This window comes from Amycolatopsis bullii, from assembly GCF_014654205.1.
Classification (GTDB): domain Bacteria; phylum Actinomycetota; class Actinomycetes; order Mycobacteriales; family Pseudonocardiaceae; genus Amycolatopsis; species Amycolatopsis plumensis.
The window spans coordinates 58,839-79,722 of record NZ_BNAW01000025.1; the positions used below are offsets into that span (position 1 = coordinate 58,839).

Below are 20,884 nucleotides of genomic sequence, written 5' to 3' on the forward strand. Positions count from 1 at the left end.
TGAACTTGCTACAAGAACCGCGAATGCGGAGGTTCTTTTGTGGAGCCTCCGCATCCGCAGGAGGGCGCTTTCACGTGAAAGTGCCCTCTGGTCAGGCCATCTTGGCGGCCGCGCTCTTGATCGCCTCCCGGATCCGGAAGTAGGTCCCGCAGCGGCAGACGTTCTGGATGGCGTCGATGTCGGCGTCCGTCGGGTTCTTCGTCTTCTTCAGCAACGCGACCGCCGCCATGATCTGGCCGGGCTGGCAGTAGCCGCACTGGGCGACGTCCTGCTCGAGCCAGGCCTCCTGGACCGGGTGCAGCTCGTCGCCGGCGGCCAGCCCCTCGATCGTGGTGACTTCGCGCCCGGCGCACTCCGACACCGGCGTGACGCACGGGTTGAACGCCTCGCCGTCGAGGTGGCTGGTGCAGGCCTTGCAGACGTTGATGCCGCAGCCGTACTTCGGCCCGCGGACCTTGAGCTTGTCGCGCAGCGCCCACAGCATCGGCAGGTCGGCGGGCGCGTCGACGGTGACGGTCTTCCCGTTCACCACGAAGGTGTAGTTCGGCATGGTTCTCCTCAGCGCGGGAACGGGTCGAAGTCGACCGGGAAGGTGATCGGGAAGCTGCGGGGCTTGATCCCGGTCGCCCGGGCGTAGGCGTTGGCGATCGCGCCGACCGGCGCCGGCAAGCCGAGCTCGCCCGCGCCACCGATGTCGTCGCCGGTCGCGGGCATCACGTGCACGGTGACGTCGGTCGGCGAGTTCTTCTGCCGCGCGTAGTGGAACTGCGAGTAGCTGCCCTCCAGCGGCAGGCCCTTGTCGATGTGCAGGCCCGCCGTGAGCGTCGTCGAGATCGCGTCGGTCAGGCCGCCGAGCATCTGCGCCTGGATGCCACGCGGGTTCACCGGCTTGCCGACGTCGACCGCGATGGTCGCCTTCGTGACGCGCGGGTGCTTCGGGTCGCGCGCGTCGATTTCGACCAGGCAGGCGGTGTAGGACTTGTACTCGCCGTGCACCGCGATCCCCTGCGCGCACCCGGCGGGCATCTTCTTGCCCCATTCGCCGAGTTCGGCGACCTTGTCGAGCACCGCGCGCTGACGCGGTTCCTTGATGAACTCGCGGCGGAAGGCCACCGGGTCCTTGCCCAGCTTCGCGGCGATCTCGTCGACCATGATCTCTTCGGCGCCCCGGGTGTTCGCCGAGTAGACCGACCGCCACGCCGAGGTGTGGAACTTCAGCGGCACCTCGTTGAGCAGCTGCGTGGTGACGCCGAAGTTGTACGGCGACTTGACCGTCAGCAGGAACACCGTCTGCGCGAAGCTGAGGTTGCCGCCGACGGGCAGCTTCGCGGCGAACGCGGTGAGGATCTCGCCGAGCCCGTGGCTCCAGTCGGTTTCGACGCTCGCGACGCGGTGTTCGAACGTCAGCACCTGCCCGAGCGCGAAGGTCGCGCGGATCCGGTGGTAGCTCGCCGCGCGCGCCCGGCCGTGGCGCATGTCGTCGATCCGGCTCCACATCAGCCGGACAGGCTTCTTCATCGCCTTCGAGATGTGCGCGGCTTCGAGCGCGGCGTCGAAGAACAGCCGCCGCCCGAAGGACCCACCGCCCTGCTGGACGTGCACGGTGACCTTGTTTTCCGGCAGGCCCAGCTCCTGCGCGATGGTCTGCTTCGCCACGATCGGCGACTTCAGCCCGGCCCAGATGGTCGCGCTGTCCTCGCGGACGTCGGCGACGGCGGAGTTCGACTCCATCGGCGCGTGGCTGGCGAAGGCGAAGTCGAACTCGCCGTCGACGTACTGCGTCAGCAGCGGCGGCACCACGAACGGCAGCGCGGCGGCCCGCAGCTTCTTCTTGATCGTCTCGTTGTCCTCGCCGTCGACCGTGCCCGGGCCCCACGTGACGTCGAGGGCGTTCTTGCCGTCGAGGGCCTGCCCGAAGGTCTCGGCCATCACCGCGACCCCGGTCGGCACGACGGCGATGTCGAGGATCCCCGGCATGGCGCGGACGGCGGCTTCGTTGTTGATCTTCTGCACCGTGCCGTTGATGGTCGGCGGGCGCCGGACCATCACCGGATTCGCGCCGGGGACGTCGAGGTCGAGCGTGTAGACCTGCTTGCCGGTGACCATCGCGCGGGCGTCCTGGCGCGAGGTCGGCGTCCCGACGAGCGTGTGCGCGGACTCGGCTTTCGGCGCGACGGCCCCGGTGGTCAGGTCCGTGCGCGACGCCGGCCCGGCGAGGGTGCCGTAGGAGGCGCTGCGGCCGTCGGGAGCCCACACCGCACCGTCGCGTGTGGACAGTCGTGAGGCGTCGGTCCCCCACTGCGCCCCGGCCGCGGCGACCATCCGGGCGCGCGCGGTCGCCGCGGTGGCCCGCACCGGGTCGTAGAGCGAGCGCATCGTGTTGGACCCGCCGGTGAGCTGGTTGAACAACAGCTCGGTGCGGGCGTCGGAGAGCACGACGTCGACCCGGTCGAGCGGCAGGTCCAGCTCTTCGGCGACGAGCATCGCGGTCGCCGTCGTGATGCCCTGGCCGACTTCGGCGCGGGGCAGCTGCAGCCGCGCCCGGCCGGCGGCGGTCAGCTCGAGCACGAGCATCCCGGCGGTCGGCGCGCACGACAGCGTCAGGACGTCCCCGAGGTCGAGGATCTCCGCCGGCTGCGGCAGGGTCGGGACGACGGCCTCGGCGCGGCCCGGGGCCACGGCGTCGGCGGTGAGCTTCGTGGCGACGGTGAGCGTGGGCGCGGCGACCAGGTAGGTCAGGAAGCGGCGGCGGCCGACCTGCCCGGGCTCCGGCTGTTCGGTGGTGGGACTGGCCATCGGGAATCCCTTGCTGGGTGGTGGCGGGGTGCGCGCCACGCTAAGGACCCCTTGACACGGCGTCAACGCGCAGTAGTCGAGTTCGCCCATCTCTGTGACGAGATGACAGCGGAAGCGGCCGAATGTGTGCGCCGCCACAGCGCCGGACGGCACAACGGGGTGGTTCAGCCGGTCCCGCGGGCCCGCCGGGCCTCGATCAGGTCCTCACGGGCGCGGGCGACGCGGGAGCGGACGGTGCCGACCGGGCAGCCGCAGACGTCGGCCGCCTCGGCGTAGGACAGCCCGAGCACCTGGGTCAGCACGAGCACTTCACGCCGGTCCGGTTCCAGCCCGTCGAGCAGCAGGCGCAGCTCGACGAGGTCCTCGAACCCGGCGCCCGGATCGCGGGTGCGCTCGGCGGCGGCTTCCCAGTCGGTGTCGGCGATCTTGGGCCGTGCCCCGGCGGCCCGGATCTGGTCGACGACGACCCGGCGGGCGATCGACAGCAGCCACGTCCGCGACGACGAGCGGCCGGCGAAGCGGCGAAGGCTGCCGAAGGCGCGAAGGTAGGTTTCCTGCGTCAGGTCGTCGGCCGCGGCGGTGTCCGTGAGGTGGGCGAGGAAGCGCCAGACGTCGGCTTGAGTGGCCCGGACCCACGCCTCCAGCGCGCGCCGGTCGCCGCGGCCCGCGGAAAGAGCGAGGGCCGTGACACGGTCGTCGTCCTCACGGTGAGTCATGGATCGGAAACATACAGCGGCGCGAAGCGTCTCCGTCGAGGGTGGTGGCGGGGAGGAAGGCGGAGGCAGTGACGGGGAACTTCCCGGATCCGCCGTCCGACTACTGGAGCATGAGGTGCGAGGACTGCCGTGAAGCTTTGTCGGCCCGTCTGGACGGCGAGGCCGAGCCGGCGTCCCCCGACGCGCACCTGGCGTCGTGTGCGGAGTGCCGCGAGTGGTTCGCGGGCGCGGAACGGCTGCGGCGCACGATGCTCCTGCGCCCGGCCCCGCCGGTGCCGGACCTGACCGCGGCGATCCTGGAGCGCACGCCGGCGCCGTCGGGCGAGCGCTGGGGACGGCGGATCGCGCTGGCGGTGGTGGCCATCGCCCAGCTGGGGCTCGCGTTCGCCGAGCTGCTCGGAACCACCCACGGCGGCGTCCACCTCGGCCACGAAAGCAGCGCGTGGAACCTCGCGGTGGGCATCGGCCTGCTGACGGCGGCCCTCCTCCCCCGGACGGCGGCCGGCCAGCTGCCGCTGCTGACGGGGTTCGTCGGGGTGCTGCTGGTGCTGTCGGCGGGCGACCTGGCGGCGGGCCGGGTGACGCTGTCCCGGCTGTCGACGCACCTGCTCGTGGTGCTCGGCTTGGCGTTGCTGTACGCGGTGCACCGGGCGCACCGGGACCACGGCACCCCGCTCCCGGCCACCACCACCGGCGAAGGCGCCACCACGTCGGAGTCCACAGTGGACACTCCGGCGACCGGACGGCCGCGGCCCCGCCTCTTCCGGAAGCAGGCGCACGTCCGGCACGCGGCTTGACGTATAGGGCGTTACACGAAGATCAGGCGAACTTCGTCTTCGGGCGCTCCTGCCGCACTCCGTCGACGTACACGTCCACTTTCTCGTCGAGGAACGCCACCAGTCCCGCGGCGCGGATGCTCTCGGGCAGCGGCGTCGGGTAGCTCCACGCGAGGTCTTCGTGCCCGGCCACATCGAAGTGCTCGGCGGCGCCCTTGTACGGGCAGTGCGTCACCACGTCGATCTTCGACAGCAGGTCCATCCGGACGTCCACGCGGGGCAGGTAGTAGCGGGTCGGCAGGCCGGTCTCGAACAGCAGGTGCGGCCGCACCGAATCGGCGACCGTGACGCCGTCGACCTCGATCCGCACGTGCCGGGAACTCGGCAGCACGTCGACGCGCACCCCGGGATCGCGCGGGTGCGTGAAGATCTGCTCGTCCTCTTCGAACCAGTCGAAGGCGCCGAACTCGAACCGGACGTGGCCGCGCAGCTCTTCGATCGGCGAATCCGGGTACTCCAGCGCGCCGTCCACCGCCTCGGCTCCGGCACCCTTTATCGTCGACAGAACAGCTTCTCCGCGGCTCGGCGAGTGCGCCGTCCGGCCGGAGGGGGTGAGAACACCGCTCACGACGTCCGCGCGCGGGATGTAGTACGTGGGGTAGTACGGAACTTCCCACACCAGGAGGGGGTGCACCGTGTCCGCGACGACCTGCCCGCCGAGGAACACCCGCACCCGCTTCGCGCCCTGTGCCACGCGGACCCGGCCGCGTCCCGGAGTGCTCATGCTCCGCTCAACGGGCCGCGAAGTGCGGGTATTCCGGCACGTCCGGCACGGGAACGGCTAGCGTGGCAGGCAGCACGAGGACGACAGGAGGCGGGCACGGGTGGCCGGCGTAGAAATCCCCACGGTCGGTACCCCCGCCGGGATGCGCAAGATCAACCAGCGGGCGGTGCTCGACCTGCTGCGCCGCGGCGGGCCGGCGACCCGGCCGCAGGTGGCGAAGGACACCGGGCTGTCGAAGCCGACGGTCAGCCAGGCGCTGCTGGCCCTGGAGGCCGCCGGGCTGGCGCGGCCGACCGGGCAGACCTCCACCGGCACCGGGCGCTCGGCCGTGCTGTACGAGGCCGACCCGACCGCGGGGTACGTGCTGGGCGTCGACATCGGCCGCGAGCACCTGCGGGTCGCGGTGTCGGACCTGGGCCGCACGCTCGTCGCGCGCCGCGACGAGCGCAACGCGGCGCGCTCCGGCGCGGCGCTGGTGACCGCGGTCGGGAAGATCGCGGCCGCGGCGATCGCGGAGGCCGGTTTGTCGGCGGGCGACATCGTTGTCCGCGTGGTCGGCTCCCCCGGCGTCGCCGATCCGGAGAAGCGGTGCTTCCGGCATGCGCCGAACCTGCCGGGCTGGGGCCGCGCGGGACTGATCGACGACCTCGAAGCGGTGCTCGGCCCGGACCTGATGGTGGAGAACGACGCGAACCTCACCGCGGTCGGCGAGTGGGAAAGCGGCGCCGCGCGCGGCGCGTCGGTGTTCGGCTGCATCACGATCGGCACCGGCGTCGGCATGGGCCTGATGGTCGACGGCCGGGTGTTCCGGGGCGCGACCGGCGCGGCCGGCGAGATCGGCTACCTCCCGTACGGCCGCACGCGCGCGGCCGACGAGCCCGGTACCCCGCCCGCGCGCGGCCACCTCGAAGAGGCGACGGCGGCGCAGTCGGTCGTCCAGGGCGCCCGCGAACTCGGCCTGGGCACGGCGAAATCGGCCCGCGAGGTGTTCCGCCTGGCCCGCGAGGGCGACGAGCTGGCGCGCCGCGCGGTGGAGACGGAAGCGGACCGGCTGGCGTACACGGTGGCCTCGGTGGCGGCGGTGATCGACCCGGAGCTGATCGTCCTGGGCGGCGGCATGGGCACGGCGGCGGACCTGCTGCTGGAGCCGATCGACCGCGCCCTGCGGGCGTTCACGCCGCTGGTGCCGAAGGTGGTCCAGGGCGAGCTGGGCGAGGATGCGGTGCTGACCGGCGCGATCAGCGTGGGCCTGCGGGCGGCCGAAGGCCTGGTGTTCGACCGCCGGGTCGGCGCTGCTTGAGCCGGAAGCGCGATATTAAAGATTAGTGAACTAGATACACTTCTTGAGCGGCTTGCGGCGTCCAACTAGTACTGAATATAGTACTAAGTCATGGACGACGAGACAGTGGCGGCGGTGCGCCGGGGCGTGCTCCGGCTCGCGCGGCGGTTGCGCGGCAGCCGTTCCGCGGGGGCTTTGAGCCCCGCCAAGGTGGGCGTGCTCGGGTACCTCGCCCGGCACGGCGCGAGCAGCCCGGGCGAGATCGCCGCCGCCGACGCGCAGCGGCCGCAGGCGCTGACCAAGGTGTTCACCGAGCTCGAGGCCGAGGGCCTGATCAGCCGGTCGCCCCACGAACACGACGGGCGCAGCGTCGTCCTGGACCTCACCGAGCCGGGGGCAGCCGCCCTCGAAGCCGACATGCGGGAGCGCGACGAGTGGCTGGCCGCCGCGTTCGGCGCGCTCGGCGAGACCGAACGCGGAGTCCTGCGGCTGGCCGCTCCCCTGCTGGAGCGCCTCTCCGACCACCCCGCCGCGAAGGAGCAAGGATGACCGACGCCTTCCCGCCGCCCCGCGCGTGTCCGTACGCGCCGCCGCCGCGGCTGGCCGAGCTGCAGCGCGACGCCCCGATCAGCCGGGTGCGGATCTGGGACGGGAGCACGCCGTGGCTGCTCACCCGGTACGCGGACGTCCGCGCGGTGCTCGCCGACCGCCGGTTCAGCGTCGATCCCACCCGGCCCGGCTACCCCGCGCGCGGCCCGGCGAGCCGGGGACGGCGGACCGGCCGCGGCTCGTTCATCTCGATGGACGGCCCCGAGCACGCCCGGTTGCGCCGGATGCTCATCGCCGAATTCACCGTGCGCCGGGTCGAAGCCCTGCGGCCGGCGATCGAACGCACCGCCGCGGAGCTGCTGGACGACCTGGCCGCCGGGCCCCGGCCCGCGGACCTGGTCGCCGGGTACGCCCTGCCGCTGCCGTCGATCGTCATCAGCGACCTGCTCGGCGTGCCCTACGAAGACCACGCCTTCTTCGAAGACCGCGCCCGGGCCATGCTGGACGACTCCGCGGGCGGCGGCGCCAACCGGGCCGCCACCGCCGAACTCGCCCGCTACCTCGGCACCCTGCTGCAGCGGCGAAGCGCCCACCCCACCGACGACCTGCTCGGCCGGCTGAGCGCGGAGCAGGTCGCCACGGGTGCGCTCTCGCGCTCCGACGCGGTGGCCACGGCGATCCTCCTGCTGGTCGCCGGCCACGAAACCACGGCCAACCAGATCGCCCTGTCCACCGCGTTCCTGCTGGACAACCCCGAGCACGCCGAGGTGTTCCGCGGCGACGCCCCGGCGACCGCGGTCGACGAACTGCTGCGGCTGCTGACGATCACCCACTTCGGACGCCGCCGCGTCGCGACCGCCGACGTGGCTCTGGGCGGCGTCACCATCCGCGCCGGCGAGGGGGTCATCGCCGCCGCCGACATCGCCAACCGCGACCCCGGCGAGTTCGCCGATCCCGGCGCCGTGGATTTCGGCCGCAGCCCCAACCACCACCTCGCCTTCGGCCACGGCGAACACCTGTGCCTCGGCCACCACCTCGCCCGGCTCGAACTCCGCGTCGCGCTGACCGCGCTGCTGCGGCGCCTGCCCCGCCTCCGGCTCGCCGTCCCCACGGGCGACCTGCCGTTCCGGCACGCCCACCCGATCTACGGGATCGACCGGCTCCCGGTCACCTGGGACTGAGCCGCCGCCGGGGGGGCTCGATGCGGGACGTGACACCGGCACCCGCTCCGGCTCGCCCTCACCGCGGATCATCGCCGCCGCCATTGAGGCAGCGCAACGAATCCGGCCGACTCGGCGCAGGACGCAACACCGGCCCCGTCCCGGCCCACCACCGGCGACCAAGGCCGCGCAACGAACCCGGCCAGCTCGGCGCGGGGCGCAACACCAGCACCCGCCCCGCCGCCATCCCCCTACGGCACCGGCCCGAACCCCGCCGTCGGTGGCCCCGGAACCTCCACGAAACGGGCGAGCTCGGTGCGGGAAGTGACGCCCAGCTTGGGAAAAGCGTTGTACAGGTGGTACCCCACCGTCCGCGGGCTGAGGAACAGCTGCGCCGCGATCGCCCGGTTGGTCGCGCCCGCGGCGGCCAGGCGCACGACCTGTGCCTCCTGCGCCGTCAAGGTTTCCATCACGGTGGCCTGCCTGGCCGCCGTGCGGGGCCGGGCGCCGATGGCCGCCAGCTCGTGGCCGGCCCGCTCGATCCAGGGGGCGGCGCCGAGGCGGTCGAAGAGGTCCGCCGCCGCCCGGAGCCGGTGCGCCGCGTCCGCCCGGCGGCGGGCGCGCCGCAGCCATTCGCCGTAGCTCAGGAGCGTGCGCGCCTGCTCGAACGGGCGCGTGCCGTCCTCGTGGTGCTCCAGCGCCCGGCGGTAGTGCGGTTCCGCTTCGGCCGCCGGGGCCAGCAGGGCCTGGCACCGGTGGGCGAGTTCCAGCGCCCACGCCTGTTCGCCGGCCTCCGCCCACTCGCGGAACCCCGCGGCGTACCCGGCCGCCGCCTCGTGCTCGCCCACCCGGACCAGCGCCTCGACCAGGCTCGGTGCCGCGGACCGGGCGACGGCGGTGTGCCCGCCCGGACCGGTCAGCAGGCCGGTCAGGTGCCGCACCGCGGCGGGGTGGTCGCCACGGCCCAGCGCCCGCACGCCCCGGGCGTAGGCCGCCCACCACTGCCCCGCGGCCACCCGGCTCGCCTGCTCGGCCAGCGCCTCGCACCGCGGCCCGTCGCCCTCGATCGCCGCCGCCAGCGCCAGGATCCCGCGCAGGTGGTCGGCTCGGCGGGTGTGCCCGGTCGCTTCGGCGACCTGCAGTGCTTCGGCGCCGTCCGCCTCGGCTTCGGCGTGCCGGCCGTGCAGGATCCGCAGTTGCGTCCGGATCTGCAGCGCGTGCGTCAGCTCGCCGATCCGGCCGTGGTCCCGGCAGTGCCGGACGAACTCGTCGGCGAGCGCGGCCCCCTCCCGGTCCGCGCCGCTGATGATCGTGGTGAACACCGCGTAGACGAGATCGGCGTCCGGGGCCGTCCACGTCGGCCGCAGCAGCCGGAACGCGCCGCGGTGGTCACCGGACAGCAGCAGCGCACACCCGTGCACGCCGGCGAAGGTGTCCCCGGCCAGCTCCGGGTGACGCGTGGTCACGGCGGTCAGCAGCCGCTGGGCGCGGTCCAGGGTGCCGACGTCGCCGGCGAGGTAGGCGTAGGTGGCCGCGTCACCCAGCATCGCCGTGGCCTGTTCCGGCGCCGTCCCGGCGATGGCGCCGACGGCGTCGACCACCAGGCGCCCCGCGGCCGCGGCGTTGCCCAGTTCGAACTCCCACGCCGCACGCACCCCGGCGAGCTCCGCACGGAGGCCGGGGGCGGTGGCGAGCCGCTCGCCGCGTTCGGCCAGCGCACCCGCCCGGGCCAGCTGCCCGGCCTCGGCCGCGCTCACCGCGGCCCGGACCAGGCGCCGCGCGCGGGTCTCGTCCTCTTCGGTGAGCTGCGCGGCCCGCTCGTAGGCGGTGGCGGCCACGGCAGGCGCCCCGCGGCGCGCGGCCCGGTCCGCGGCCTGCTCGACCAGCGACCCGAGCGGCTCGTCGGTCCCGGTCGTCGCGGCCGCGAGGTGCTGGGCCCGCCGGTCCGCCGCCTCGTCGTCCCGGGCCGAGGCGAGCACCCCGGCGAGCGCGCGGTGCGCCTCCTGCCGTCGCGCCAGGGTCGCGCCCCGGTAGGCGGCGGCCTTCACGAGCGGGTGGTGGAAGACGAGCAGCTCGCCGTCGATCCGGGCGAGACCGGCGTGCTCCACCGGTTCCAGGTCGGCAACGACCGCACCCAGCTCGGCCGCGGCGCGCACGACCAGGGAGAGCTCTCCGGTCCCGTCGGCGGCGGCCACGGTCAGCAGGGTGCGGCTGCGCTCCGGCAGCGCGCCGATCCGCTCGCGGAAGGCGTTCTCCACGCGGCCGAGCGGCGACGACGCCGCCGTGTACACGCCGAACGGCGGCAGCTTGCCCGCCCGCTGCTCCGGCCCGAGCATCCGGGCCAGCTCGATCAGGGTCAGCGGGTTGCCCGCGGCTTCGGCGACGAGGCGGTCGCGCACCGCCGGGGCGAGTTCGCCGCCGTGCTCGGCGAGCACGGCGGCCGATTGCGGGTCGTCGAGGCCGTGCAGCGCCAGTTCGGGCAACCCGGCGGCGGGGAACGGCCGATCGCCGTCGCGCACCCCGAAGACCACCGCCACCCGTTCCGCCTGCAACCGCCGGGCGGCGAACAGCAGCGCCTCGGCCGACGCCCGGTCCAGCCACTGGGCGTCGTCGGCCAGGCAGACGACCGGCCGGTCTTCGGCGGCGTCGGCCAGCAGGGTCAGCACGGCGAGCCCGGTCAGGAACCGGTCTCGCCCCTCGGGTGCGGCCGCCAGGCCGAACGCCGCGCGGAGGGCTCCGGCCTGGGGGCCGGGCAGCGTGCCGACGCGGTCCCGGAGCGGGTGGAGCAGCGCGTGCAACGCGGCGAACGGCAGGTCCACCTCCGCTTCGGTGCCGGTCACCCGCAGCACCCGGGCGACGCCCCCGGCCCGGTCCGCCAGGTGCGCCAGCAGCGCGGACTTCCCGATCCCGGCCTCGCCGTGGACGACCAGGGCCGCGCCGCGCCCCCGCGTCACGGTGCCGAGCAGCTCCCCCAGGCGCGCCTGCTCCCGGTCACGACCGTAGATCACCTCCGGAACCTACCGGTCGATCCCGGTATCGATGACGGATTCGGCGGATCGCCCGGCCGCCTAGCGTCACCGGGGTGAACCACTACCGAAGGGAATCGTGATGCCGGACGTGATCGTGGTGGGCGCCGGGCCCACCGGGCTGCTGCTCGCCGGAGACCTCGCGGAGGCCGGAGCCGCGGTCACGCTGCTGGAAAAGCGGGACGGCACGGTGTCGAACCTGTCGCGGGCGTTCGCCGTGCACGCGCGCACCCTCGAGGTGCTCGACGCCCGCGGGCTCGCCGACGAGCTCGACGCGACCGGGGTGAACCGGCTTTCCGAGGCCCGGTTGTTCGGGCGGGTGACGGTCGACCTCGGCCGCCTGCCGAGCCGCTTCCCGTACCTGCTGGTCACCGCCCAGTACAACGTCGAACGGGTGCTGCGGGAGCGGGCCGTCGCCGCCGGGGTGGACATCGTCCCCGGCGCGAAGGTCACCGCCGTCCGGCAGGACGACGACGGCGTGACGGCCGAAACGCCCGGCGGCACCCACCGCGCGGCGTACCTGGTGGGCACCGACGGGTTCCACAGCACGGTCCGGGCGGCACTCGGCCTGCCCTTCCCCGGCAAGTCGGTGCTGCGGTCGATCATGCTGGCCGACGTCCGCCTGCGAGAAGCGCCGCCGGAAACCCTGACGGTGAACGGGTTCGGCAACGAGTTCGCGTTCATCGCGCCGTTCGGCGACGGCTGGTGGCGGGTGCTGGCCTGGGACCGGCTCCGCAACGTGCCCGACGACGCTCCGCTGGACCTCGACGAGATCCGCGCGATCACCCGCCGCGCGCTCGGCACCGACTTCGGCATGCACGACGCCCGCTGGATGTCCCGCTTCCACAGCGACGAGCGGCAGGCCCCGCGGTACCGGGTCGGGCGGGTGTTCCTCGCCGGCGACGCCGCGCACGTGCACTCCCCGGCGGGGGGCATGGGCATGAACACCGGCCTCCAGGACGCGGCGAACCTCGGCTGGAAGCTCACCGCCGTCCGCAACGGCGCGCCCGCCGCGCTGCTGGACACCTTCCAGGCCGAGCGGCACCCGATCGGCGAGGAGGTGCTGCGGGTCAGCGGCACGATCATCCGGATGGCCATGCTGCGGTCGCCGGTCCTGCGCGCGCTGCGCGGCCTCGTCGGCGGGACGGTGGTGCGGGTGCCCGCGGTCCACCGCACGCTGATCGGGCGGCTGAGCGCGATCGGGTTCCGCTACCCGGCGCCGGCCGGGGAGCACAAGCTGGTCGGCACCCGCATGCCGGACGTCCCGCTGGCCGACGGAACCCGCCTGTACGAGGCGCTTCGCGGCGGGCGGTTCGTCCTCCTCGGCGACACGAAACCGGACGGCTGGGCCGGCCGCGTGCACGTCGCGGCCCCGGCCGAACCGGCGCGCACCACGATCCTGGTCCGTCCCGACGGGTACGTCGGCAAGGTCTTCGCCGGCACACCCGAGCCCGCGGCGCTGCAGGCGACGCTCAGCGCTCTCGCGGGACGCGCCTGAACCCGGCGCGGAGCCGGCCCCCGGCTCCGCGCCCTAAGCCGCCCGCCACGCTTCGCCACCGGTCGAGAGCCGCCAGGGTGTCAGGCGCAGCACCGTGATCTTCGGGTCGCGGTGGTCCTCGCCGCCGAGGATCTTCGGGTCGTAGCCCAGCGGCTCCGGCGTCGATGCGAACAGGTCCCACAGCTCCTTACGCGCCTGCTCGCCGTTCTCGAACTCCGCGCGGCACTCCGCCACCGCCACCTCGTGCTGCGGGTCCCAGTACGAGCACGACACGTACGGCGATGCCGCCAGGTGCGCGATTTTCAGCGGGGTCGGCCGGGTGAACAGCCGTCCGACCAGGCCGTCCGGCGTGTGGGTCCAGATCGGGTGGACGACCCGCGACCGCGGTCTGCCCCGCCGGTCGACCGTCACCAGGGTGCACCAGACGATCCGGTGCGCCACGCGCACGAACGCTGCCGCCAGCTCCGCCGGGACTCTGCTAGATTCCACAACCATGGTTGTGCATCCTAGCACCCTCGACCTGTCCTTGACGGCGCTCTTCGCGGGCTGGGCCATGACCGACGAGGTCCAGCGGCGGCTCGCGACCCGGGGCTTCGGCGACCTGCGCTTCAACGACGGCGTCGTGATCCAGCACGTCCTGGCCGCGCCGCTGTCCATCACCGCGCTGGCCGAGCGGATGGGCGTCACTCAGCAGGCGGCGTCGAAAGCCGTCGCGGACCTGGAACGCCGCGGGCTGCTGCGCCGCGAGCCCGATCCGGCGGACGCGCGCACGAAACTGCTGCACCTGACGGAACACGCGCTGGCCGCCGTCGAAGCCACGCGGGTGCTACGCCAAGAACTCCAGGAGGAAATCGAGACGGAGCACGGCGCCCGGCCGGTCGAGGAAGCGCGTGCCCTGCTGGCCGCGGTCATCGGCCGATACGGCGGCGACGACGCGATCCGCGCGAGGCGGGTGCGGCCGCCGCGGTGATCAGCGCGTGATGACGCAGGTCCCCGACGCCGTGGCCAGCAGCTTCCCCTCGGCGTCGCGGATCTCCCCTTCCGCGAAGGCGATCCGCGAGCCCTCCTTCACCACGCGGCCCGTCGCCCGGATTTCGCCGCGGCCCGCGTGGATCGCCCGCAGGTAGCTGACCTTCAGCTCCACCGACGCGTAGCCGACGCCGGCCGGGAGCGTCGTGTGCACCGCACAGCCGACCACCGAGTCCAGCATCGTGGCCGCCACACCGCCGTGCACCATGCCGATCGGGTTGTACAGCGACTCGTCCGGCTCGGCGACGGCGACGACCTCGCCCGGCTCGATGCTTTCCCAGCGCATTCCGAAGTGCGCGGCGATCGGCGCCGGCGGAACGCGGCCCTCGGCGATCGCCCGCATGTACTCCAGGCCGGACATCGTGGCGCCCAGCCGAGCCGTCTCCAGCGGGTCCTGCCAGGTGATGGTCTTCGAACGGACCGGGGCTTCGACGTCGGTCATGCGGGCTCCTCGACTATGACAACTGTCTTAAGACTCGCCCGCGGGACGGCGAGCGTCAAGCACGGCGTGACCCAGACCACCGGTGGTCGGCCCCCGCCGCGGGTGGGATCATCCGGGGGTGCACACCGACCGCAAGCTGATCGACCCGGAACGCGTCGCGGCGGCGGTCGACGGGCTGGGCGACCGTGCCGTCATCGACGAGTGGGCCCGGCGCTTCTCCGTGGTCGCCGACCCCTCGCGGCTCGCGCTGCTGGTCTCCATCCACTACGCCCGCGAGATCAGCGTCACCGACCTCGCCGCGGCCACCGGCATGACCGACACCGCGGTGTCGCAGGCCCTGCGGCTGCTGCGGGCCCACGGCCTGGTCACACCGCAACGCACCGGCCGCGTGGTCCGGTACCGCCTGGCGGACGCGACGGTCCACGAACTCATCCATCGAGTGCGCCCGCACCCCGAACAGCCCGCGAACCCGTCCGAGGACCGGTAGCGTGCGGGCATGACGGGATTGCCCGAGACCATCACCGCCTGCCTGTTCGACCTCGACGGAGTCCTGACCGGCACGGCGATCCTCCACCGCGAGGCCTGGAAGCGGACGTTCGACGAATTCCTCCGCGCCCGTGACGGCGCCGGGTTCAGCGAGTTCACCGACCACGACTACGCGGCCTTTGTGGACGGCCGCCCGCGCGCCGACGGCGTGCGGGAGTTCCTGCGGTCACGGGGGATCGTGCTGCCCGAGGGCGACCCGGACGACCCGGTGGACGCCCCGACCGTCAACGGCGTGGGCAACCGCAAGAACGAACTGGTCCTCAAGATCATCGACGAACGCGGCGTCAACCCGTACCCGGGTTCGGTGCGCTACCTCGAAGCCGTGAAGGCCGCCGGGCTGCGGATCGCCGTGGTGACGTCTTCGGCCAACGGCGCCAAGGTGCTCGACGGCGCCGACCTGAGCAAGTACGTCGAGGCGCGCATCGACGGCATCGTGATCCGCGAACAGCACCTGCGCGGCAAGCCGGCACCGGACTCGTTCCTGGCCGGCGCCGCGGCGCTCGGCGTCGAACCCGCGCACGCGGCCGTCTTCGAGGACGCCCAGTCCGGCGTCCAGGCGGGCAAGGCCGGCGGCTTCGGGTACGTCGTCGGCGTCAACCGCGCGGACCAGGCCGGAGAACTGCGGGCCCACGGGGCCGACATCGTCGTCGACGACCTCGCCGACCTCCTGGAGGACCAATGACCGAGACGCACGGCTACGAATGCTCGCCGTGGGCCCTGCGCTGGCGCGGCATGGACGTCGACGCGCTGCAGCGCACCGAATCGGCGTTCGCGGTGTCCAACGGCCACATCGGGCTGCGCGGCACCCTCGAGGAAGCCGAGCCGCGCGGGCTGCCCGGCACGTACCTCAACGGGTTCTACGAGCAGCACGAACTCCCCTACGCCGAGGCCGGCTACGGCTACCCCGAAGAGGGGCAGACCGTCGTCAACGTGACCGACGGCAAGATCATCCGGCTGCTCGTCGAGGACGAACCGCTCGACATGCGCTACGGCGCGGCCACCGCGCACGACCGCGTCCTGGACTTCCGCACGGGCACGCTGTGCCGGACCACCGAGTGGTCGTCGCCGACCGGGCGGCGGGTCCGCGTCCGCACCGAACGGCTCGTGTCGTTCACCCAGCGGGCGATCGCCGCCATCCGGTACGAGGTCGAGCCGCTCGACGAGGACCTGCAGCTGGTCGTCCAGTCCGACCTGCTGGCCAACGAGCCGATCGAGTCCGACACGAGCGACCCGCGGGTGGCCGCCGCGCTGAACTCCCCGCTGGTCGGCGAGTTCCACCGCGCGTCGGAGTACAACGCCGTGCTGGTGCACCGGACCCGCCGCTCCGGGCTGCGGATGGCCGCGGCGATGGACCACAAGATCGAGGTGGACGACGGGATCCGCGCCCGCATCCACTCCGAGGAGGACCTCGCCCGGCTGACCGTCGCGGTCGACGTGCCGAAGGGCGGCCGGCTGCGGATCACCAAGTTCCTCGCCTACGGCTGGTCCGCGCAGCGCTCGGTGCCCGCCCTGCGGTCGCAGGTCGAGGCGGCGCTGGCCGGCGCCCGCCAGACGGGCTGGAAGGGTCTGCTCACCGAGCAGCGCGAATTCCTCGACGACTACTGGCGGACGTCGGACGTCGAGATCGAGGGCGATCCCGAACTGCAGCAGGCGGTCCGCTTCGCCCTGTTCCACATCCTCCAGGCCGGGGCCCGCGGCGAAAGCCGCGCGATCGCCGGCAAGGGGCTGACCGGGCCGGGTTACGACGGGCACGCCTTCTGGGACACCGAATCCTTCGTCCTGCCGGTGCTGACCTACACCATCCCGGACGCCGCCCGCGACGCCCTGCGCTGGCGGCACTCCACAATGGACAAAGCGCGGGAACGCGCGCACCAGCTGGGGTTGCGCGGCGCGGCGTTCCCGTGGCGGTCGATCAACGGCGCCGAGTGCTCGGCGTACTGGCCGGCGGGCACGGCCGCGTTCCACGTCAGCGCGGACATCGCCGACGCCGTCCTGCGCTACCTCAACGCGACCGGCGACGAGGAGTTCGAGCGCGACTACGGCACCGAACTGCTGCTGGAAACCGCGCGGCTGTGGGCTTCGCTGGGCCACCACGACCGGCACGGAAAGTTCCGCATCGACGGCGTCACCGGGCCGGACGAGTACTCCGCGGTGGCGGACAACAACGTCTACACCAACCTGATGGCGCGGCGGAACCTGCAGGCCGCGGCGGAGTCGTGCGAGCGGCACCCCGACGTCGCGGCGCGGTTCGGCGTCGACACCGTCGAACTGGACTCCTGGCGCGCGGCCGCGGCGGCGATGTTCCTGCCCTACGACGAAGAACTCGGCGTGCACCCGCAGTCGGAGGGCTTCCTCGACCACGACGAGTGGGACTACCAGGGCACCGACTCGGCACACTACCCGCTGCTGCTGCACTACCCGTACTTCGACCTGTACCGCAAGCAGGTCGTCAAGCAGGCGGACCTGGTGCTGGCGCTGCACCTGTGCGGCGATTCCTTCAGCCAGGAGGAGAAAGCCCGGAACTTCGCCTACTACGAAGCACGGACCGTGCGCGACTCTTCGCTTTCGGCGGGAACACAGGCGGTCATCGCGGCCGAGGTGGGCCACCTGGAGCTGGCCTACGACTACCTCGCCGAAGCGGCGCTGACCGACCTGCACGACGTGCACAACAACGTGCGCAACGGCCTGCACATGGCGTCGCTGGCCGGGGCGTGGCAGGGCGCGGTGGCCGGGTTCGGCGGCCTGCGCGACCACGGCGGGACACTGGCCTTCGCACCGCGGCTGCCCCCGCAGCTGGAGCGGATCACCTTCCGCCTGATGTTCCGCGGCACCCGGTTTCAGGTCGAGATCGATCCCGACCAGGCGACCTACCACGTCGTCTCCGGTGCGCCGCTGGAAGTGCTGCACCACGGCGAGCGCATCACCGTCACGGCGGAGCCGCAGCGGTACGCGATCCCGAAGATCGACGCGGGCGAGCCGCCGAAGCAGCCGCCGGGCCGTGCCCCGATGCGGCGGGACTCCGAAGCGGTGCGTCAGTACGCGGAACCGGCCAACCCCATCACCGAGGAAGGTCGCTAGCGGCTTCCCGTCCGGGTGGGGCCGGGACTTCCTCGGTCCCACCCGGGCTCACATCGGGATCCGGCGCGGTCGGCACGTCGTGCGTCAGCTTGCCGGGGGTCGGGAGCTTCGGGAGCTCTTCGTCTTCGTCGTCATGGCCGTGGAGGCGCTGCTGCTCGCTCATGCTTTCCGGAATACCCGGTTTTCCCGGTGACGGCCAGCGGAATCAGGCCGCGCGTTTCCCGGCCGCTTCCCGCGCCTTGTCCTGCAGGGTGAGCAGCAGGCCGTCGCGGGTCGACCACGGGCAGATCGTCACCTTGCCGCCGGCGACCGTCAGCAGCGCTTCCGCGACGACCGCGCCGGCCAGGGCCTGGTGCGCGCGGCTGCGCGAGATGCCGGGCAGTTCCGCCCGCTTCGACGGCGGCAGCGCGGCGAGGCGCGGGATCCACGCGCGGAGGTCGTCGAGCCGCAGTTCCTTGCACTTGCCGGGGCGGGCGCCGGCCAGCCGCGCCAGCTGCTGCAGCACCTTCGAGCAGCCGACGACCCGCGGATCGTCGACGTCGGCGGCGCCGAGGGTGGTGGTCGCGACGTCGAGGGCGTGCGCGCGCAGTGCCTTGACCTGCTTGTTCGACACGCGCTCGGACGGCAGCCAGTCCCGCGTCATCGAGCGGGCGCCCAGCGGCAGCGAGCGCGCGAACGTGGCTTTTTCACCGGTGCCCGCGGCCAGTTCGACCGTTCCGCCGCCGATGTCGAGCACGAGCATCGGCCCGGGTTCGGCGGCGTACCAGCGGCGGGCGGCGAGGTAGGTCAGTTCGGCCTCGCAGCGGCCGGAGAGGAAGCGCAGCTCGACCCCGGTTTCGCCGGCCACGTGCCGGACGACCTCCGCCGCGTTGGCGGCGTCGCGGATCGAGGAGGTGGCGAGCGGGTAGACGTCGCTGACGCCGTGGCGGTAGGCCGTGCTCATGCCCGCCGCGACGGCGGCCGTGACGGCGTCGATGCCGCGGGCGGAGAGGCGGCCGCGAACGTCGAGCTCGCGATCCAGGCGCAGGCGCGTCTGGTGGTTGACGACCGGTTCGCGGGGCGAGCCGTCCACCGGCACCACCACGAGCCGGGCGCTGAACGAGCCGACGTCCAGCACGCCCACCGCGGGCGCTTCTCTTTTCGGCACTGCTCGGTGCACCTCCACTTCCGCCTGGTGAATATCCCCGGGTCGACGGTTCGAAACCAGCAATGATGTCTGATGTCACCGCGGTTCGCCGGGCATTTCCGCGATTGGGGCCCTCCGGGCGTGCGTTCCTGACGCGAAGGTCACAGTGAGATAACCCGATTGAGTGAACCAGGGTGGTCCTGGACACGATTCGGTAACGCCCGCGGCCGCTCAGCGATTAATCGGACATAGAAACCGGCGTGGAGCAGGGGAAAGAGATGCCACGGCCCGAGCGGCGAGCCGCGCTCGTGCGGCCGGCCGCCGTCGTGCTCGCGGTCGTGGCCGGGCTCGGCTGCGTCCTGCTCGGCGTGACGTCGGTGCTCGGTCCGGCGCCCGCGGCCGCTCCCGCCGCGGATCAGCCGGCCGGCGCCCCGCCGGTGGCGCTGCTGATCCCCTCGGTGGGCCTGAAGTCCGGCCACGTGGTCGCGCTCGGCCACGTCGGCGGCCGTCGCGAGCAGCCGGGAACGGCTCTCGGCGTCGGCTGGTTCGCCGACGGGCCGGTGCCCGGAGCGCCCGGCGTGGCGGTGCTGTCCGCGCACGCCGGTTTCGGGTACTCCGCAGGGGCGTTCGCCCGGCTGGAGCGGCTCACGCCGGGAGCCACGATCACGGTCCGCGACGCGCGAGGCCAGGAGTCCCGCTTCACGGTCCGGCGGACGGCGGTGTTTCCGGCCAGCGAGCCGGACAGCACGCTCGTCGCCCCCGAGGGCGCGGGCCCCCAACTACGGCTGATCACGAGCGACGGGACGTACGACGGCACGAGCCTCGGCGGCACGCGGACCGCGGTCTACGCGACCCCGGCCTGACGCGCGGCGGCCGAGCGGTCTGCCGCGGCCGGTCGTGAGTGAAAAAGCGGGTTGGAACCCGCTTTTTCACTCACGAGCAGGTGGCGGCGGAGCGGTCAGCCGATCAGCTCGCGCAGCTGCGAGACCGCCGCCACGCGACCCTCGCGGCCGGGCTGCAGGGGGTTCACCACCAGGGTCGTCACGCCCGCCTCGGCGAAGGCCGCCACGCGCTCCTTCACGTACCCCGCCGGGCCGACCAGGGAGATCGCGCGCAGGAGCTCGAGCGGGACCGCGGCGGCCGCTTCCTCCTTCTTGCCGTCCAGGTACAGGTCCTGGATCAGCTTCGCCTCGGCCTCGTAGCCGTAGCGGCAGGCCAGGTCGTTGTAGAAGTTCTTCCCCCGCGCGCCCATTCCGCCGATGTAGAGCGCCAGCATCGGCCGCACCCAGTCGAGCAGCGGCTCGACGTCGTCACCGATGGCCAGGGCCACCGTGACGTACGTGTCGAGCTCCCCCAGCGCCGGATCGCGCTTGGCCTTGCCCTCGGCCAGGCTGGCGCCCCAGACGTCGGCCGCCTTCTCCGGGTGGAAGAAGATCGGCTGCCAGCCCTCGGCGATCTCGGCCGTCAGCGCGACGTTCTTCGGCCCGATCGAGGCCAGCAGCACCGGGATCCGCTCCCGCACCGGGTGGTTGATCAGCTTGAGCGGCTTGCCGAGCCCGGTGCCCTGCTCCGGCGGCAGCGGGATCGTGTAGTGCTTGCCCTCGTGCACCACGCGCTCGCGGCGCCACACCTGGCGGCAGACCTCGACGATTTCGCGCGTGCGGCCCAGCGGCGCGTCGTACTTCACGCCGTGGAAGCCCTCGATGACCTGCGGGCCGGACGCCCCGAGCCCGAGGATGAACCGCCCGTCGGAGACGAAGTCGAGGCCGGCCGCGGTCATCGCGGTCAGCGTCGGCGTGCGGGTGTAGATCTGGAAGATGCCGGACGCCAACTGGACGCGCTCGGTCTTCGCGGCCAGGTAGCCGAGCTGGCTGACCGCGTCGAACGAGTACGCCTCCGGCACGAAGACGACGTCGAGGCCGGCCTTCTCCAGTTCGACGACATCGGCGACGCTTTCGGCGAAGCCTCCGGAGTAGCTGATCCCGGTCCCGATCTTCATGGGCGTCCTTCCGCGGTGAGCGAGCGCTTAGTCGCTGGTCATTATGCGCGCTTCCCGGCGTCCTCCGGTGTGGGTAGCGC

The 20,884-nt window shown here is 73.1% G+C and carries 19 protein-coding genes; 10 read left to right on the forward strand and 9 right to left on the reverse strand.

Annotated features, from left to right (window positions below; genetic code table 11):
- Positions 1 to 91 precede the first annotated feature (91 nt).
- From IE317_RS25640 to sigC, 3 genes are all read right to left on the reverse strand, one after another.
- Positions 92 to 550, reverse strand: coding sequence for a (2Fe-2S)-binding protein (locus IE317_RS25640; protein ID WP_191313892.1), 459 nt, complete (start codon positions 548 to 550; stop codon positions 92 to 94).
- An 8-nt stretch (positions 551 to 558) separates the two neighbouring features.
- Positions 559 to 2,796, reverse strand: a complete 2,238-nt coding sequence (locus IE317_RS25645) for a xanthine dehydrogenase family protein molybdopterin-binding subunit (RefSeq protein ID WP_191313893.1) — start codon at positions 2,794 to 2,796, stop codon at positions 559 to 561.
- Positions 2,797 to 2,960: 164 nt separating this feature from the next.
- Complete coding sequence (gene sigC, locus IE317_RS25650; protein ID WP_191313894.1) at positions 2,961 to 3,512, reverse strand: RNA polymerase sigma factor SigC; 552 nt, start codon at positions 3,510 to 3,512, stop codon at positions 2,961 to 2,963.
- 110 nt (positions 3,513 to 3,622) lie between these two features.
- On the opposite strand from sigC, the gene IE317_RS25655 reads away from it, so the two are divergent.
- A complete protein-coding gene (locus IE317_RS25655) occupies positions 3,623 to 4,309 on the forward strand; it encodes a zf-HC2 domain-containing protein (RefSeq protein WP_191313945.1) in 687 nt (228 codons plus the stop codon).
- Between the two features lie 22 nt (positions 4,310 to 4,331).
- Here the strand turns inward: IE317_RS25655 and IE317_RS25660 are convergent, their stop codons facing one another.
- The gene (locus IE317_RS25660; protein ID WP_191313895.1) at positions 4,332 to 5,072 is read right to left on the reverse strand and encodes a DUF427 domain-containing protein; all 741 of its coding nucleotides are present in this window, start codon (positions 5,070 to 5,072) and stop codon (positions 4,332 to 4,334) included.
- Between the two features lie 100 nt (positions 5,073 to 5,172).
- Here IE317_RS25660 and IE317_RS25665 point away from each other — a divergent pair, with 100 nt between their 5' ends.
- The 3 genes from IE317_RS25665 to IE317_RS25675 all read left to right on the forward strand — a co-directional run bounded on the left by IE317_RS25665 (position 5,173) and on the right by IE317_RS25675 (position 8,081).
- Complete coding sequence (locus IE317_RS25665) at positions 5,173 to 6,372, forward strand: ROK family transcriptional regulator (protein WP_191313896.1); 1,200 nt, start codon at positions 5,173 to 5,175, stop codon at positions 6,370 to 6,372.
- Between the two features lie 90 nt (positions 6,373 to 6,462).
- Positions 6,463 to 6,900, forward strand: coding sequence for a MarR family winged helix-turn-helix transcriptional regulator (locus tag IE317_RS25670; protein WP_191313897.1), 438 nt, complete (start codon positions 6,463 to 6,465; stop codon positions 6,898 to 6,900).
- Positions 6,897 to 8,081, forward strand: coding sequence for a cytochrome P450 (locus tag IE317_RS25675; protein WP_191313898.1), 1,185 nt, complete (start codon positions 6,897 to 6,899; stop codon positions 8,079 to 8,081). The genes IE317_RS25670 and IE317_RS25675 overlap by 4 nt, the downstream gene beginning before the upstream one ends.
- A 230-nt stretch (positions 8,082 to 8,311) precedes the next feature.
- Here IE317_RS25675 and IE317_RS25680 read toward each other — a convergent pair whose 3' ends face one another.
- Positions 8,312 to 11,068, reverse strand: coding sequence for an ATP-binding protein (locus IE317_RS25680; RefSeq protein ID WP_191313899.1), 2,757 nt, complete (start codon positions 11,066 to 11,068; stop codon positions 8,312 to 8,314).
- Between the two features lie 100 nt (positions 11,069 to 11,168).
- Between IE317_RS25680 and IE317_RS25685 the strand changes: the two genes are divergently transcribed.
- Complete coding sequence (locus IE317_RS25685) at positions 11,169 to 12,584, forward strand: FAD-dependent monooxygenase (RefSeq protein ID WP_191313900.1); 1,416 nt, start codon at positions 11,169 to 11,171, stop codon at positions 12,582 to 12,584.
- A gap of 33 nt (positions 12,585 to 12,617) precedes the next feature.
- On the opposite strand, the gene IE317_RS25690 is transcribed toward IE317_RS25685, so the two are convergent.
- Complete coding sequence (locus IE317_RS25690; RefSeq protein WP_191313901.1) at positions 12,618 to 13,079, reverse strand: pyridoxamine 5'-phosphate oxidase family protein; 462 nt, start codon at positions 13,077 to 13,079, stop codon at positions 12,618 to 12,620.
- Here IE317_RS25690 and IE317_RS25695 point away from each other — a divergent pair.
- Complete coding sequence (locus IE317_RS25695; protein WP_191313902.1) at positions 13,078 to 13,554, forward strand: MarR family winged helix-turn-helix transcriptional regulator; 477 nt, start codon at positions 13,078 to 13,080, stop codon at positions 13,552 to 13,554. The two genes, IE317_RS25690 and IE317_RS25695, sit on opposite strands and share 2 nt — an antisense overlap.
- On the opposite strand, the gene IE317_RS25700 is transcribed toward IE317_RS25695, so the two are convergent.
- The gene (locus tag IE317_RS25700; RefSeq protein ID WP_191313903.1) at positions 13,555 to 14,055 is read right to left on the reverse strand and encodes a PaaI family thioesterase; all 501 of its coding nucleotides are present in this window, start codon (positions 14,053 to 14,055) and stop codon (positions 13,555 to 13,557) included.
- A gap of 118 nt (positions 14,056 to 14,173) precedes the next feature.
- Here IE317_RS25700 and IE317_RS25705 point away from each other — a divergent pair, with 118 nt between their 5' ends.
- From IE317_RS25705 to IE317_RS25715, 3 genes are read left to right on the forward strand one after another with little or no spacing between them, the layout of a single operon-like run.
- Positions 14,174 to 14,542, forward strand: a complete 369-nt coding sequence (locus IE317_RS25705) for an ArsR/SmtB family transcription factor (RefSeq protein WP_191313904.1) — start codon at positions 14,174 to 14,176, stop codon at positions 14,540 to 14,542.
- A gap of 9 nt (positions 14,543 to 14,551) precedes the next feature.
- A complete protein-coding gene (locus IE317_RS25710; protein WP_191313905.1) occupies positions 14,552 to 15,283 on the forward strand; it encodes an HAD family hydrolase in 732 nt (243 codons plus the stop codon).
- Positions 15,280 to 17,679 (forward strand): glycoside hydrolase family 65 protein, encoded by a 2,400-nt coding sequence (locus IE317_RS25715; protein ID WP_191313906.1) that lies wholly within the window; start codon positions 15,280 to 15,282, stop codon positions 17,677 to 17,679. Before IE317_RS25710 ends, IE317_RS25715 begins: the two co-directional genes overlap by 4 nt.
- 205 nt (positions 17,680 to 17,884) lie before the next feature.
- Here IE317_RS25715 and IE317_RS25720 read toward each other — a convergent pair whose 3' ends face one another.
- Complete coding sequence (locus IE317_RS25720) at positions 17,885 to 18,826, reverse strand: Ppx/GppA phosphatase family protein (RefSeq protein WP_229902911.1); 942 nt, start codon at positions 18,824 to 18,826, stop codon at positions 17,885 to 17,887.
- Between the two features lie 257 nt (positions 18,827 to 19,083).
- On the opposite strand from IE317_RS25720, the gene IE317_RS25725 reads away from it, so the two are divergent.
- Entirely contained in the window at positions 19,084 to 19,668 is a 585-nt protein-coding gene (locus tag IE317_RS25725) for a class F sortase (protein WP_191313907.1), read from the forward strand.
- A gap of 95 nt (positions 19,669 to 19,763) precedes the next feature.
- On the opposite strand, the gene IE317_RS25730 is transcribed toward IE317_RS25725, so the two are convergent.
- Positions 19,764 to 20,804: an LLM class F420-dependent oxidoreductase gene (locus IE317_RS25730; RefSeq protein WP_191313908.1), complete on the reverse strand. Its 1,041-nt coding sequence runs from the start codon at positions 20,802 to 20,804 to the stop codon at positions 19,764 to 19,766.
- Between the last annotated feature and the right edge of the window lie 80 nt (positions 20,805 to 20,884).

Bases quoted from the DNA above. Each gene is read 5' to 3' on its own strand.
- IE317_RS25640 (WP_191313892.1), bottom strand. From the start codon at position 550: ATGCCGAACTACACCTTCGTGGTGAACGGGAAGACCGTCACCGTCGAC.
- IE317_RS25645 (WP_191313893.1), bottom strand. From the start codon at position 2,796: ATGGCCAGTCCCACCACCGAACAGCCGGAGCCCGGGCAGGTCGGCCGC.
- sigC (WP_191313894.1), bottom strand. From the start codon at position 3,512: ATGACTCACCGTGAGGACGACGACCGTGTCACGGCCCTCGCTCTTTCC.
- IE317_RS25655 (WP_191313945.1), top strand. From the start codon at position 3,623: ATGAGGTGCGAGGACTGCCGTGAAGCTTTGTCGGCCCGTCTGGACGGC.
- IE317_RS25660 (WP_191313895.1), bottom strand. From the start codon at position 5,072: ATGAGCACTCCGGGACGCGGCCGGGTCCGCGTGGCACAGGGCGCGAAG.
- IE317_RS25670 (WP_191313897.1), top strand. From the start codon at position 6,463: ATGGACGACGAGACAGTGGCGGCGGTGCGCCGGGGCGTGCTCCGGCTC.
- IE317_RS25675 (WP_191313898.1), top strand. From the start codon at position 6,897: ATGACCGACGCCTTCCCGCCGCCCCGCGCGTGTCCGTACGCGCCGCCG.
- IE317_RS25685 (WP_191313900.1), top strand. From the start codon at position 11,169: ATGCCGGACGTGATCGTGGTGGGCGCCGGGCCCACCGGGCTGCTGCTC.
- IE317_RS25695 (WP_191313902.1), top strand. From the start codon at position 13,078: ATGGTTGTGCATCCTAGCACCCTCGACCTGTCCTTGACGGCGCTCTTC.
- IE317_RS25690 (WP_191313901.1), bottom strand. From the start codon at position 13,079: ATGGTTGTGGAATCTAGCAGAGTCCCGGCGGAGCTGGCGGCAGCGTTC.
- IE317_RS25700 (WP_191313903.1), bottom strand. From the start codon at position 14,055: ATGACCGACGTCGAAGCCCCGGTCCGTTCGAAGACCATCACCTGGCAG.
- IE317_RS25710 (WP_191313905.1), top strand. From the start codon at position 14,552: ATGACGGGATTGCCCGAGACCATCACCGCCTGCCTGTTCGACCTCGAC.
- IE317_RS25715 (WP_191313906.1), top strand. From the start codon at position 15,280: ATGACCGAGACGCACGGCTACGAATGCTCGCCGTGGGCCCTGCGCTGG.
- IE317_RS25725 (WP_191313907.1), top strand. From the start codon at position 19,084: ATGCCACGGCCCGAGCGGCGAGCCGCGCTCGTGCGGCCGGCCGCCGTC.
- IE317_RS25730 (WP_191313908.1), bottom strand. From the start codon at position 20,804: ATGAAGATCGGGACCGGGATCAGCTACTCCGGAGGCTTCGCCGAAAGC.